The sequence below is a fragment of the Nocardia sp. NRRL WC-3656 genome, from assembly GCF_000720265.1.
GTDB lineage: Bacteria > Actinomycetota > Actinomycetes > Mycobacteriales > Mycobacteriaceae > Nocardia > Nocardia nova.
Genome location: NZ_JOJF01000007.1, coordinates 82,944 through 96,108 on the forward strand (window position 1 = coordinate 82,944; position 13,165 = coordinate 96,108).

General features: G+C 69.0%; 11 protein-coding genes. 8 read left to right on the forward strand and 3 right to left on the reverse strand.

All coding sequences use genetic code 11. The features are described from left to right. Positions 1-59: 59 nt before the first annotated feature. Entirely contained in the window at positions 60-1,550 is a 1,491-nt protein-coding gene (locus tag IG65_RS0111775) for a HAMP domain-containing sensor histidine kinase (protein WP_081879413.1), read from the reverse strand. Further along, the gene (locus tag IG65_RS0111780; protein WP_030514923.1) at positions 1,547-2,221 is read right to left on the reverse strand and encodes a response regulator transcription factor; all 675 of its coding nucleotides are present in this window, start codon (positions 2,219-2,221) and stop codon (positions 1,547-1,549) included. Before IG65_RS0111780 ends, IG65_RS0111775 begins: the two co-directional genes overlap by 4 nt. A gap of 178 nt (positions 2,222-2,399) precedes the next feature. Here IG65_RS0111780 and IG65_RS0111785 point away from each other — a divergent pair, with 178 nt between their 5' ends. The 5 genes from IG65_RS0111785 to IG65_RS0111805 all read left to right on the forward strand — a co-directional run bounded on the left by IG65_RS0111785 (position 2,400) and on the right by IG65_RS0111805 (position 8,933). Beyond that, positions 2,400-3,440 carry a glycine betaine ABC transporter substrate-binding protein gene (locus IG65_RS0111785; protein ID WP_030514924.1) on the forward strand — a complete coding sequence of 347 codons (1,041 nt, stop codon included), beginning with the start codon at positions 2,400-2,402 and terminating at the stop codon, positions 3,438-3,440. 97 nt (positions 3,441-3,537) lie between these two features. Further along, positions 3,538-4,455: a DMT family transporter gene (locus tag IG65_RS0111790; protein ID WP_051755775.1), complete on the forward strand. Its 918-nt coding sequence runs from the start codon at positions 3,538-3,540 to the stop codon at positions 4,453-4,455. Between the two features lie 31 nt (positions 4,456-4,486). After that, positions 4,487-6,547, forward strand: coding sequence for a phosphatase PAP2 family protein (locus IG65_RS35800; protein ID WP_051755778.1), 2,061 nt, complete (start codon positions 4,487-4,489; stop codon positions 6,545-6,547). A 69-nt stretch (positions 6,548-6,616) separates the two neighbouring features. Then, complete coding sequence (locus IG65_RS0111800) at positions 6,617-7,180, forward strand: hypothetical protein (RefSeq protein ID WP_051755780.1); 564 nt, start codon at positions 6,617-6,619, stop codon at positions 7,178-7,180. Between the two features lie 7 nt (positions 7,181-7,187). After that, on the forward strand, positions 7,188-8,933 hold the full coding sequence (locus IG65_RS0111805; RefSeq protein WP_081879415.1) for an MFS transporter: 1,746 nt from the start codon (positions 7,188-7,190) through the stop codon (positions 8,931-8,933). Positions 8,934-8,935: 2 nt separating this feature from the next. Here IG65_RS0111805 and IG65_RS0111810 read toward each other — a convergent pair whose 3' ends face one another. Further along, positions 8,936-9,595 (reverse strand): TetR/AcrR family transcriptional regulator, encoded by a 660-nt coding sequence (locus IG65_RS0111810; RefSeq protein WP_030514929.1) that lies wholly within the window; start codon positions 9,593-9,595, stop codon positions 8,936-8,938. A gap of 60 nt (positions 9,596-9,655) precedes the next feature. Here IG65_RS0111810 and IG65_RS0111815 point away from each other — a divergent pair, with 60 nt between their 5' ends. Genes IG65_RS0111815 through IG65_RS0111825 form a run of 3 tightly spaced genes read left to right on the forward strand, consistent with a single transcriptional unit; the run spans position 9,656 to position 13,051 of the window. Then, complete coding sequence (locus IG65_RS0111815; protein WP_030514930.1) at positions 9,656-11,275, forward strand: NAD(P)/FAD-dependent oxidoreductase; 1,620 nt, start codon at positions 9,656-9,658, stop codon at positions 11,273-11,275. Continuing rightward, on the forward strand, positions 11,272-12,102 hold the full coding sequence (locus tag IG65_RS0111820) for an SDR family oxidoreductase (protein ID WP_030514931.1): 831 nt from the start codon (positions 11,272-11,274) through the stop codon (positions 12,100-12,102). Before IG65_RS0111815 ends, IG65_RS0111820 begins: the two co-directional genes overlap by 4 nt. Positions 12,103-12,124: 22 nt before the next feature. Next, positions 12,125-13,051, forward strand: a complete 927-nt coding sequence (locus IG65_RS0111825; protein WP_030514932.1) for an alpha/beta hydrolase — start codon at positions 12,125-12,127, stop codon at positions 13,049-13,051. The last annotated feature ends 114 nt before the right edge of the window (positions 13,052-13,165 follow it).

The window sequence follows — 13,165 nt, forward strand, 5'->3', positions numbered from 1 at the left end:
GCCGAATCTGAAAGGACCCTGAAAACGCCGAGTGGGCCGGACGGATCTTCAGCCGAACTTCAGAAAGGCGGGCGGCCTTCGGCGCTCACCGCGCGGCCGGTGTGACCATCGGCCGAGGGCGGGGCCGGCGGAAGCGTCAGTACGAATACCGCGCCGGCGGTTCCGGGCGGCGGCTCGACGCAGCGGAGGTCACCCCCGTGGGCCCGGGCGATCCCGCGCGCGATGGCCAGGCCCATACCCGCGCCGTCGCGGCGCCGGTCGCGGGCGGCGTCGAGGCGGACCAGGCGGTCGAAGATGTGCTCGCGTTCCGCGGCGGGCACGCCCGGCCCCGTATCGGCGACACGGATTTCGGCCATGGGGGGCAGGGTGTCCCGCCGGCCGCCGGGCGTGCCGGGCTCGACGACGGTGACACTCACCGTTCCGTCCTGTCCCATGGCCTGGCAGGCGTTGGCCAGGAGGTTGACCAGGATCTGGCCGATGCGTTCGGGGTCGGCGACCGCCGGCACCGAGGGGCCGGTGAGCCGGAAAGCTGTGCCGGGATGCAGGACTCGCATCCGGTCCAGCTGGGTGCGGGCCAGTTCGTGCAGGTCGACCGGCTGCGGTTGCAGGGTGAGCCCGGCGTCGATGCGCGCCATGTCCAGCAGATCCTCCACGAGGCGGCCGGCCCGCTGCGCCTCGCGCACCAGCAGCAGGTACATGCGCTCACGCTCTTCGGTGTCGATATCGGCGGGTTGATGCAGCACCGCTTCGGCCATGGCCTTGATCCCCGCGATCGGGGTGCGCAGTTCGTGCGCGGCATCCCCGACGAAGGCGCGCATCTGCTGTTCCGAGGCCCGGGCCCGGGCCTCCGCGCCCTCCAGGGCGTCCAGCATTTCGTCGAATGCGCTCGCCGTGCGGCCCAATTCGGTATCCGTACGGGCGGGGGAGAGGCGGCGTCCACGGCGGCCGCGGGCGATGTCGCGGGCCAGCCGGGTCATCGAATCCAAGGGTGCCAGCGCTCGGCGCAGTCCCCACGACAGCGCCGCGGTGATCACGACGAGGGCGGTCGCGGTCACCCCGATCAGGACCAGGCCCAGGCGCGACCGCAGCTTGGTCAGCAGCGGGGTGTCGACCTGCAGGGTGAGCCGGGCGCGGTCCACCGTGCCGCCACCGCCCAGGGGGATGGTTCTGGTCCGGATACCGCTGTCGCCGGCGTGCCGGGGCGAGAGACTGCCGTAGGCGGTACCGTCGGCCAGGACCAGCCGCGCCCGGACCGAGCGATTGTCCACGCGGGCGATCAATTCCGCGGGCGGAGTGTTCTGCTGCGCGAGTTGCCGGGCCAGTTGCGCCCGATCGGTGAGCACAGCGTTCTCGCTGCGCGCCACCACGATGCCGAACAGACTGTGCACCGCCAGCGCCACGACGACCAGTGCGAGCCCGGAAACCGTTGCCGCGGTGAGGGTTACCCGGCGGCGCAGCGATATCGTCGGCAACGCGTGCGGTCCGGATTCGCCCGCGTCGTCCGGGAGATCGGGCGGTGGGGGCGCGCGGTGGCCGGGCTCGCCGCTCATCGCGGATTCGCCCGTAACGCGTAGCCCATACCGCGCACCGTGTGCAGCAGTCGCGGTCCGTGTTCCTCCAGTTTGCGGCGCACCGCGCTGACGTAGACCTCCACGAGGTTCGGGTCGTAGTCCTCGTAACCCCAGACCGCGGTGAGAATTTGGGTTTTGGTGACGACTCGGTCGCGGTGCGCGGCGAGGTAGGCGAGGAGTTTGAATTCGGTGGCCGTCAGGCTGATCGGTTCTCGGCCGCGCAGCACCAGGCCGGAATCGGTTTCCAGCACCAGATCGTCGATGGTGATGCGACTGTGCATGCGTCCCATCCGCCGCAGCAGCGCCTCGATCCGCGCCACCAGTTCGGCGAGGTCGAAGGGTTTCACCACGTAGTCGTCGGAACCGGATCGCAGTCCGCGCACCCGGTCCTCCACGCCGTCGCGCGCGGTCAGCATCACCACTCCGGCGCTGCTGCGGGCGCGCACCACCTCGAGCAGGCCGAAACCGTCGCGACCCGGCAGCATCACGTCGAGCACGACGACATCGGGACGGAATCGCTCCAGGTCGGGCTCGAGCCGGTCGCCGTGTTCGCGGGCCAGGACCTCGTGCCCGGCGGCGTGCACGGCCGCAGCGACCGCCGTGCGAATGGCGTCGGCGTCTTCGATCAGGAGAATGCGTCCCGGCTGCACCCGCACATTATTCGTCGCCCCGGCTGAGACCCGGCTGAATACCGCTCGAGAGTCCGGTTCGCGGCCGGCGGGGGTGCGGGGCGGCGGCACGGACGCGGCCCACCTACGATTCCTGTGCCGGGGCGCGCCCGGCCGCCGGATGTGGTTGTCGCTGACTATCGGGAGTGGGTGTCGCCGGATGGGATTGGCCGGATCGGTGCGAGTGACGGCCCGGGTTCTGGTCGCCGTCACCGCCGCCACGCTGGCGGTGGCATGTGCCAACGAGGACGGCGAAGCGACGATCACCGTCGGCGCCGGCGATTCGGCGCAGTCGGAGGTGCTCGCCGAAATCTATGCGCAGGCGCTCGCGCGCGCCGGCACGCCGACGACGGTGAAGAAGCATCTCGGACAGCGTGCGGACTATCTGGCGGCCCTGGACGCGGGCACGATCACTCTGGTCGGCGATACCAGCGGCGATCTGTTGACCACCTTCGACTCCTCGTCCTCGGCGACCGCGCCGGATCGGGCGACGGCCGAAAGCGTCGCGGCACACCATGCCCCCGGCCCGGCGGTCGACACGACGGCGGGGTCGCCGGTCACGCTCGAGGCGCGCTATGTCGGCTCGGTCGCCGACGACTTGAGCCGGGCCGTGCCGGAGGGACTGGCGGTGTCGGATCTCGCCGACGCCACCGACCTGCGCCCGCAACTCGCGCTCGGCGCCGCCGCGGCCGCGCGCTATCCGGCGAATGCCGCCGATCTGGCACCGCATTGCGGTGATCTGACCGTCGGCATCGCCGGCGGGCGCCAACTCGACCCGCTGCGGCCGCCGCCGGACCCGCAGCGCGACGTGGTGACGCCGCTGCGCACGGTCTACGGCTGCGATATCACCCGTCACGTCGAATTTCCCGGCGATGCCGAACTACGAAAGGCATTGCGCGACGGCACCGTCGACGCGGGCGTGTTCACCTCGGCCGTCGCACTGCTGCCGGGTGGTCCCGGCGATTCGGCCGCCCGCACGGATCCGGCCGTCGTCACGGATCCGGCCTATGCCTTCCGCGCCCAGAACGTGGTCCCGCTGCTGCGTCAGGGCGCCTTGGACCAGCGGCAGATCAAGAAACTCAACTACGTCGCCGGCGAGCTCACCACGGCCGAATTCGCGACCATGATCCGCCGCGTGCGTGACGAACACGCCTCGGCGGCCGACCTCGCCCGCACCTGGCTCGACGAACACGCCCTCTGAGCACCCCGCTCGTCCGCCGTTCCCGCTCATCGTTCATGATCAGGTTCGACACGGCTTCGGGCGTACAGTGCGAATAGATCCCTGAGCGGAGTTCCGCATGGTCCTGGTCATTGCGTTGGGAGTGCTGGCCGCATTCCTGTTCGCCGCGGCGGGTTATCTGCAACAGCGCGCGGCACGCACCGTGGTCGCCGAACAACCCCGGGCGGCCCGGGTCTTCGGTATGACCACACTCATGCACCGTCTGCTGCGCAGTGGCACATGGCTGCGCGGCTGGATCACGAATCTCGCGGGTTTCCTCACCCAGGCGGCGGCGCTGCATCTGGGCTCGGTGGCGGCCGTGCAGCCGCTGATGTCGACGCAGCTGTTGTTCGCGGTTCCGCTCGAGGCGTTCGGACGCCGGCGTCGCCCGCGCGGGCGCGACATCTGGTTCGCGCTGCTGGTCTGCGCCGGGCTGGGAGTGCTGTTCGGCGTCGGCGGCGTGGCGCCGCTCGAGGGCGACCCGGATCGCGGCCGCGTACTGCTGGCCACCTTCTCCGCCGCGGCGCTGGTGGCGTTGCTCGCCCTGATCAGCATCCGCTGCCCGATCTGGGTGGCGGCGAATCTCGTCGCGGTGGCCGCCGGCGTCTGTTTCGCGATGAGCGCGGTCTTCATGAAGCTGACCACCGAGGATCTGATCTATCGCGGCGTTCCCGCCACCGCCGGCGACTGGCCCGGCTATCTGCTCGCCGTTTCCACGCTCAGCGGGCTGGTATTGGAACAGACCGCCTTCGCCGCCGGGCCGCTGCCATGGGCGATCGCGGCCATGAGCGTGACGAATCCGATCGTCAGTTACGTGGTCGGCGTGCTGGCCTTCAAGGTCGCGCTACCGCACACCGCCGGGTCGCTGGCCGGGGTCGCGGTCGCCGGAGCGCTGATCGCCGCCGGTATCGGCGGACTCGCCCATTCGCCGCTGGCCCGCGCCTTCTACGCCGGTAACAAGGAGATAACCGACGAATCGCCCAGCTTGATGTCGTAAAAGCTTGTGACACATGTGTTATGACGGTTGTGTGGGCAATCCGTCGCGTCCGGTGCTGTGGCGGGACTGTGTGGTCGGGCTCGCGGTATTCGGGCTGTACCTGGCGGTCGACGCGCTGCACACCCCGGCCCGCCGCGAACTGGCCGATCGCAATGCCCATCGCATCTTCGATCTCGAGCAGTGGCTCGCCATCGACTTCGAGCGTCCACTCAACCGCTGGCTGGAGTCGCGCGTGCTGCTCGCGACCCTGGCCAACTACGAGTACGCGTTCACCTACATCGTCAGTGCCTTCGCACTGCTGTTCTGGATGTATTTTCGCCGCCGCGCCGACTACGCCCGTGCCCGCGACTCCTTCCTGTTGCTGAACGTCCTGGCCATCGCGTGTTTCGCGCTCTTCCCGGTCACCCCGCCGCGGCTGCTGCCCGAGCTGGGCTTCACCGACACCGTCGTCGACGGCCACACCTGGGGGTCCTGGGGTTCGTCGCTGGTGTCGGGGGCGAATCAACTCGCGGCGGTGCCCTCGCTGCACGTCGGGTGGGCACTGTGGGTGAGCGTGGTGCTGGCCCGCGTCTCCGGCGGCTGGGTGGTGCAGGTGCTCAGCGCCTTCCACGTCGGGCTGACCACTTATGTGATCGTCGCGACCGCGAACCACTTCGTCCTCGACGCGGTGATCGCGGTGGCCTTCGTCGCGGTGAGTATCCAGCTGGTCGACCGCTGGTACGCGCGACCGCCCGTGGTGCCTCCCGCCGACGCGTTCTTCCTGCACATCGAGAAGTCCGGCATTCCGCAGCAGGTGGGCGGCATGGTCGTGTTCCGGCCGCGGGCCGACGGCGGGCCCGGTCTCGACGCGGTGCGGGAACTGGTCCAGGGCGAGCTGGCCCATCTGCCGCGGTTCCAGCAGCGTCTGGACCAGCCGGGGCGGTGGCGCCGGGCACGTTGGGTGGACAGTCCGGTCGACTGGGACTGGCACGTCACCGAGCGCACGATTCCGGGCACCGATCCGGATACCGTCGCCGACCCGAGTGGTCGAGAGGCCGGCCCCGGGACGGCTTTCGGTGCGGCGACGGCCGAAATGACCATGGCGCCGAGCGCGGTGGCGCGGCGAGTGGACGCAATCAGCCGGGTGGTGACGGATCTGGCCGCCGAGGTGCTGCCCAAGGATCGGCCGTTGTGGCGCCTCGTCCTGGTGCGCGACCCGGAGGCCGGCGCGATCGGCGTGATCCTGCTGCTGCATCACGTGGTCGCCGACGGCATCGGCACCGTGGTGCAGGCGCTGCGCCTGCTGCGACCGACCATCGATCTGCCGGTGGCCGAGCGTAAACCGCCGAGCTGGGGCACTCTCGTCGCCGGTACCGCGGCCGGTCTGGCGCAGTTGGCCGCCGACGCGCAGCCGAAGGGAATACTGCCCGACGACTGTGTGCGACGGGTGTTCACCGTCTGCTCGCTGGACCTGGAAACCGTTCGGGCCGTGGCTCGTTCGCACCGCGCCCGGGTGACCGACGTGCTGCTGAGCGTCACCGTCACCGCGCTGCATCGTCTGCGCCCCGACCTGGACGAGCGATTGCGCGGGCAGATCCGGGTGGCGGTGCCGTTGATGGTGCGCGACCCCACGTCGGGAGCGGAGGGCAATTCGACCGCCGCCGTGATGATCGATATCCCGCTGACGGCGGCGACCCCGGCGCAGCGACTGGCCGAGATCCGCACCCGCAGCGACCGGCTGCATTCCGGAACCCGGGCGCTCGCCTCGCATTTCGTGATGGATCGGGTGCTCCGGCTGTTTCCCGAACCGACGGTGGGGGCCTTCGCGCGGTCGGTGTACGGCGGGCGGTTCTTCCACGCGATCGTCTCCAATATGGCCGGCCCCGAGATGGCGATGACGTTCGCGAATATGCCCATCACCCAGGTGTTTCCGATTCTGCCGTCGGCGCCGGGAGTGCCGCTGGTCGCCGGGGTGCTGAGCTGGAACGGCGAATTGGGGATCGGGCTTTCGGTGGATCCGGCGATCCTCGATGCCCGGGCGGTCGCCGCCGAGTTGCCCGACGTACTGGCCGAACTCGCCGATACCGCATTCGTGGCCGATAAGCGTCCGTAGCCCCGGTCCGGCGAGTAGTCTTCGAGCGAGTTGATCACCGAGCCTACCGTCACCGAGGGAGGCCGCATTATGTTCGATCGTGGGATCGCGGCGAAAATGCTTGCGGCATGCGCACTTACCGCGCTGGTGACCGTGGCGGCCGCCTGCGGCAGCGATGATTCCGGCAGCAAATCCGCCGAATCGTCCAGTAGCGGGACCCCGACGGTGGCCCAGGCGGTCAGCCGGAACTTCGAGCGCTTCTTCGACGGATCCACCCCCGCCGACCAGAAGATCGCCCTCCTCGAGAACGGGCCCGCATTCGCCGCCGCGATCAAGGCACAGGCCGATTCGCCGATGGCCAAATCCGCCTCGGCCAAGGTCACCAATGTCGCGAGCACCAGCACCGACCACGCCGACGTCACCTTCGACGTGCTGTTCAACGGCACCCCGGCCCTGTCCGGGCAGCAGGGCGGCGCGGTGCAGATCGAGGGCACCTGGAAGGTGACGGCCGCGACCTTCTGCGCGCTGCTCACCCTGGAGGGCGCGGCCCCGCCGGTCTGCGGTACGGCCTCGGGCACCCCGAGTCCGGGTGCGACGCCGGCCCCCGGCGCGACACCTGCGAACCCCACCATCCTTCCCGCGCCGACCAGTTGAGATTGCGATGACGTCGTCGGACCCGTCGGACCGCCGCGGCGCCGGATCGGGTCGCCCGCCGCACCGCGACGCATCGGCCGCCGCGGCTGCCGGGGCGGGCTCCGAGTCCGATGTGCCCGGTACCGGGCCCGCCGCGAGTGCGCGGGCCGAGACCGCGGCGGCGAGCGGTGCGGCTTCGGTGGATTCCGTTGCGGCGCAACCTGTGTCGCCCGGCGCCGAGCGTCCCTATGTGGCGCTCGCGGTGGTCACCGCCGTCCTGTTCGTCACCTTCCTCGATACCACGATCGTCAGCGTCGCCCTGGGCGCCGTCCAGTCCGACCTGCATGCCGGTGTGGTGTCGCTGCAGTGGGTGGTGAACGCCTACACGCTGGTGTTCGCGAGTCTGATGCTCACCGCGGGCACTCTCGGCGACCGGTGGGGCCGCAAACGCGTGATGGTCGGCGGGCTGGTGGTGTTCGCCCTCGGCTCGGTGTTGTCCGCGGTGGCCGGCAGTGTCTCTATCCTGATCGCCGGCCGCGCGGTGATGGGTGTCGGTGCGGCGGCCTCCGAACCGGGCACGCTGTCGGTGATCCGGCACATCTTCCCCGATCGCGGCGCCCGCGCGAAGGCGCTGGGTGCGTGGGCGGCGGTCTCCGGGTTGGCGCTGGCGCTGGGGCCGGTGATCGGCGGCCTGCTTGTCGGGGCGTTCGGCTGGCGCTCGATCTTCTGGTTCAACCTGATCGTCGGCGTGGTGGTGCTGGCGGCGGCGCTGAAATTCGTCCCGGAAAGCGCCGATCCGCAGCCCGGACCGGTCGACTGGGCCGGATTCGTCCTGGGCGCGACCTTTCTCGGCTGCGTGATCTACGCGGCCATCTCCGGTGAGCAGGTGGGCTATTCGGCCGCCTCGGTGATCACGCTGTTCGTGATCGGAGCGATCGCCTTCGTCGCCTTCCTGGTGGTCGAGTCGCGCGCGGCCAATCCGATGTTCGACTTCCGCTACCTGGAGCGACCGCTGGTGCGCAGTGCGCTGGTGGTCGCGTTCGCGGTCTACTTCGGGATCTTCTCGATCTTCTTCTTCACCGCGCTGTATCTGCAGGAAGTGGTCGACTATTCGGGGTGGCGAACCGCCGCGGTGTTCGGCCCGATGGCCGTGGCCATCATCGTCGGCTCGCTGATCTCCGGATTCTGGGTGGCACTGCGCGGCTCCCGCACGCCGATGATCGCCGGCTGTGTGCTCGGCGCCGCGGGTATTCTGCTCACTCGCCAGTTCCTCGGCGTCACAGTCGAATTCACGCCCCTGGCGCTGGCCCTGATGCTGGCGGGACTCGGTTTCGGGATCGCGGTGGTGCCGCTGACCTCCGCCGTTCTGTCCGGTGTTCCGGCCGAACACTCCGGTATGGCCGCCGCGGCCACCAACACCATGCGTCAGGTCGGCGCGGTGGTGGGGGTGGCCGCGCTGGGATCGCTGGTCAACTCATTCCTGAACTCCGATCTGCGAGATCGGTTGCAGCAGATCGGCGTTCCGGCGAATTTCCAGGCCATCGTCATCGACGCCATCGAGACCGGCAACGTTCCGGCAGGCGGTGACGCGGCGGCCTCGGCCGCCTACGGGCCGATCGTGAACCGGGTCATCCATGCCACCTACGAGGCCTTCCACCGCGGACTCGAGGTGGCGCTGCTGGTGTCGGCGATCATGATCCTGGTCGCCGCCGTGGTCACCGCGCTCTGGTTACCGCGCCGCGGCGATCGCGCCGGATACGTGCACGAGGACTGAGGTCACGCGGGCAGGACATTGCCGTCGGCCGAACCGGCCAGCCATTCGGTGAGAACGGGATGCATGGCGAGCGCCGGCAGTGCGCCGACGAGGGTGTCGATCAACTCGGTTCGGCCGATCTGCTCCTCCCGCAACCAGATCAGCGTCGTCTCCTCGACGAACGCGATCCAGCCGCGGAACACCAGGCGCAGTCGCGGCAGTTCGGGATCGTCTGCCGCCAGCGGGGTTTCGGTGAGGATGCGGTCCACCATGGCATCGCGGGTGGCGTCGGCGAGGGCCATCAGTTCGGGGCTGCCGCTGGCGGGTCCGCGCAGCAGGCCCTGATAGGAGATCCGGTTCTCGCTGACGTAATCGATGTAGCGTTCGACCGCGTCGCGCAGCATGCTGAACAGATCGAGGCTGCGGTCGGGCATGGTGCGCGCGAGTAGTTCCTCGTTGGCGCGGCGCACGATGGCGCGCTGAAAATCCTGTTTCGAGGCGAAGTAGTGGAAGAGCAGGCCGCGCGAGATTCCCGCCTGCCGCGCGATCTCCCCGATGGAAATGTCCTCCAGCGTGCGGTCGCGCAGCATTTTCACGCCCAGGGACACCAGCTGTTCGCGCCGTTCGTCCGGGCTCAGCCGCACCCGTTTGGTGCCGGGACCGTTGTCACTCACGGTTGCCATCCTACTGAACGGTAGTCAATACTGTTGACTCCTGCTCAATAGGATCGTAGGGTTTGATACATGAGTCGTAGGGTTACAGACAACGGCCGTGGCGACGCGCTCGGAGGCGGTAGCTTGCGTGACCACGGAGAGCGCCGCGAAGGCCGTGATGGGCGGAGCCGCGGTGCAGCGGGGGCGCGTCATGTGCATACGTTGATCGTCGGCAGTGGATTCTCGGGCCTGGGCCTGGCCATCCGTTTGAGCCAGCAGGGTCGCGACGACTACCTGGTGCTCGAGCGCGGCAACGACGTCGGCGGTACCTGGCGCGACAACACCTACCCCGGCGCGGCCTGCGATGTGCCGTCGCAGCTGTACTCCTACTCGTTCGCGCTCAATCCGGACTGGTCGCGCTCGTTCTCCAAGCAGCCGGAGATCCAGTCCTACATCCAGGGCGTGGCCGACCGTCACGGCGTGCGGGACAAGCACATCTTCGACTGCGAGATGACCGGCGCCCGGTGGAACGAGGAGCAAGCCCGCTGGGAGGTGCAGACCAGCAAGGGCGCGTTCACCGCCGATATCCTGGTCTCCGCCGTCGGCGCGCTGTGCGAGCCGAATCTTCCGGATATCAAGGGCATCAACGACTTCCGAGGCCGCATCTTCCACTCCGCGCGCTGGGATCACGACGCGGATCTGACCGGCAAGCGGGTGGCGGTGATCGGCACCGGCGCCTCGGCCATCCAGATCGTGCCGTCGATCGCGCCGAAGGTGGCCCATCTCGACGTCTACCAGCGCACCGCGCCGTGGCTGCTGCCGCGGATCGACCGCCCGTACACCCTGCCCGAGCGCCTGGCCTTCAAGTACGTTCCGGGCGTGCAGAAGTTGTCGCGCGCGGCCATCTACGCTGCCCGCGAAACGCAGGTCGTCGGCCTGGCGAAATTCCCGCCGGCCATGCTCGCGCTGGAGGGCCTGGCTCGGCTGAAGCTGCGGCTCGAGGTGCCGGACGCGCAGCTGCGGGAGAAGGTCACGCCGAACTTCCGCATCGGCTGCAAGCGCATGCTGATCTCCAACGAGTACTACCCGGCGCTCGGCCGCGACAACGTCGACGTGGTCACCGACGGCATCCGCGAGATCCGCGCGAATTCCGTCGTCACCGCCGACGGCACCGAGCGCGAGATCGACGCGCTCATCGTGGCGACCGGATTCCACGTCACCGATTCGCCGGTGTACGAGACGATCTCCGGTCGCGACGGCCGCACGCTCACCGAACTGTTCGACGAGATCGGGCAGCAGGGCTACAAGGGTGCGGCGATCCACAACTTCCCGAATATGTTCTTCCTGCTCGGCCCGAACGTCGGCCTCGGCCACACCTCGATGGTGTACATGATCGAATCGCAGATCAACTACATCGCCGACGCGATCGCCACCTTCGACCAGCGCGGCCTGCGTACGGTCGAGGTGAGGAAAGACGCGCAGGACAGCTACAACCGCGATCTGCAGGACCGCATGTCCAACAGCGTCTGGCTCAACGGTGGTTGTGCCAGCTGGTATCTGGACAAGCACGGCAACAACACCACGCTGTGGCCCGATTTCACGTTCCGCTTCCGCAAGCTGACCGAGAAATTCGACGTCGCGGCATACGACACGACCCGATCGACCGACGGGGCCGCGGGTCCCGATCTGAAAGTGGTAGCAGCACAGTGAGCAATGACGCTTATTTCACGGGCAAGGTATGTGTGATCACGGGCGCCGGCTCGGGTATCGGCCGTGCGTTGGCCGAGAATCTGGCCCGCCGGGGCGCGAAGCTCGCCCTCTCCGACATCGATACCGAGGGTCTGGCCGAAACCGTCCGCCGCGTCGAGGCGCTGGGCGCGCAGGTGAAGTCCGATCGGCTCAACGTGGCCGAGCGTGAAGCGGTGCTGCTCTACGCCGACGAGGTGAAAAAGCACTTCGGCGTGGTGCACCAGATCTACAACAACGCCGGTATCGCCTTCCACGGCGAGGTGATCGACTCCCAGTTCAAAGACATCGAGCGCATCATGGATGTCGATTTCTGGGGCGTCGTCAACGGCACCAAGGCGTTCCTGCCGGCCCTCATCGAATCCGGCGACGGGCACGTGATCAACGTGTCCAGTCTGTTCGGCCTGATCGCGGTGCCGGGCCAGAGTGCGTACAACGCGGCCAAATTCGCGGTCCGCGGCTTCACCGAATCGCTGCGCCAGGAGATGATGGCGCGCAAGCATCCGGTCAAGGTGACCTGCGTCCATCCCGGCGGTATCAAGACCGCCGTGGCGCGCAACGCCACCTACGCCGAGGGGATCGACGCCCAGAAGTTCTCCTCGTTCTTCGACAAGCAGCTCGCGCTGCACACCCCGGAGATGGCCGCGCAGACCATCACCGAGGCCGTGCGCAAGGGCCACGGCCGCGTGCTGATCGGCTGGGAGGCGAAGGCGCTCGATCTGTTCGTGCGCACCACCGCGTCCTACTACCAGCGCATCGCGAACGTCGTCAACAGCCGGTTCCTGCCCTGATCCGCCGCGGGAACCGACTGTGATGCCTGGTCTTTCGAAACCCTTGTCCTTGCCGCTGCCCGTCGCGCGGGCCGTCCTCGGGCCGATGTTCCGGTTCGCGATGCACAGTCGGCTGCCGTGGGAGGCCCAGCGCTACCTGCTCGACGCCGGTTCGGTGTTGCAGAGGCTGCCCGCCGGCACCCGGGTGCATCGGATGCGGCTGGGCGGCCGTCCCGCCGAGCGGGTGACCGCCGGACCGGCCGCCGGCCCGGGTGCGGTGCTGTACCTGCACGGTGGTGGGTACACCATCGGGTCTCCGGCGACCCATCGGTCGCTGGCGGCGCATCTGGCGCGCGAAATCGATTGTCCGGTCTATGTTCCGGACTATCGGCTGGCGCCGGAACATCCGTATCCGGCCGCGCTCGACGATGCCGAGGCGGCCTTCCTGGAGCTGGTGTCCACCGGACTCGCGCCGCAGCAGATCGCGGTCGCGGGCGATTCCGCCGGCGGCGGTCTGTCGCTCGCGCTGGCGTTGCGGTTGCGTGACCGGCACGGAATGCGGCCCGCCGCACTCGGTTTGATCGCCCCGTGGGCCGATCCGAACGAGCTGCCGGCGCGCGAGCGGGATCTGGTGGTCAACAAGGCGTGGTCGCGGTTGTGCGCCGCCGCCTATCTGGGCGACGGCGATCCGCTGGATCCGGGCTACGCGCCACTGCTGGGGTCCCTGGGTGGGCTGCCCGCGACCTACGTCCAGGTCGACGAGGGCGAGTTGCTGCATTCGCAGTGCGTGCGCCTGGCGGCGGCGCTGCGGGCCGCGGAGGTGCCGATGCAGTTCTCGGTGACGCGCGGGCTCTGGCACGTCTCGCAGTTGCAGGCGTCGCTGGTGGCGCCGGCCGCGCTCGCCGCGCGCGAACTGGCGGGATTCCTCGGTCAATCGCTGCAACCAGCGCAAACCGGATCCATAGGATAGAAGCCGTAGGACAGGTTCCGCCCGGCCGCACCCACGTCGAAAATCCTCGACCGGGCGGCCGGGCGGAACCTGCCGTTGCGGCTGGCGTAAATTACTGGCGAGTAGACCACGTGG

Coding starts and splice junctions, on each gene's coding strand:
- IG65_RS0111825 (WP_030514932.1), top strand. CDS start 12,125: ATGCCTGGTCTTTCGAAACCCTTGTCCTTGCCGCTGCCCGTCGCGCGG.
- IG65_RS0111785 (WP_030514924.1), top strand. CDS start 2,400: ATGGGATTGGCCGGATCGGTGCGAGTGACGGCCCGGGTTCTGGTCGCC.
- IG65_RS0111815 (WP_030514930.1), top strand. CDS start 9,656: ATGAGTCGTAGGGTTACAGACAACGGCCGTGGCGACGCGCTCGGAGGC.
- IG65_RS0111790 (WP_051755775.1), top strand. CDS start 3,538: ATGGTCCTGGTCATTGCGTTGGGAGTGCTGGCCGCATTCCTGTTCGCC.
- IG65_RS0111775 (WP_081879413.1), bottom strand. CDS start 1,550: ATGAGCGGCGAGCCCGGCCACCGCGCGCCCCCACCGCCCGATCTCCCG.
- IG65_RS0111800 (WP_051755780.1), top strand. CDS start 6,617: ATGTTCGATCGTGGGATCGCGGCGAAAATGCTTGCGGCATGCGCACTT.
- IG65_RS0111805 (WP_081879415.1), top strand. CDS start 7,188: ATGACGTCGTCGGACCCGTCGGACCGCCGCGGCGCCGGATCGGGTCGC.
- IG65_RS0111810 (WP_030514929.1), bottom strand. CDS start 9,595: ATGGCAACCGTGAGTGACAACGGTCCCGGCACCAAACGGGTGCGGCTG.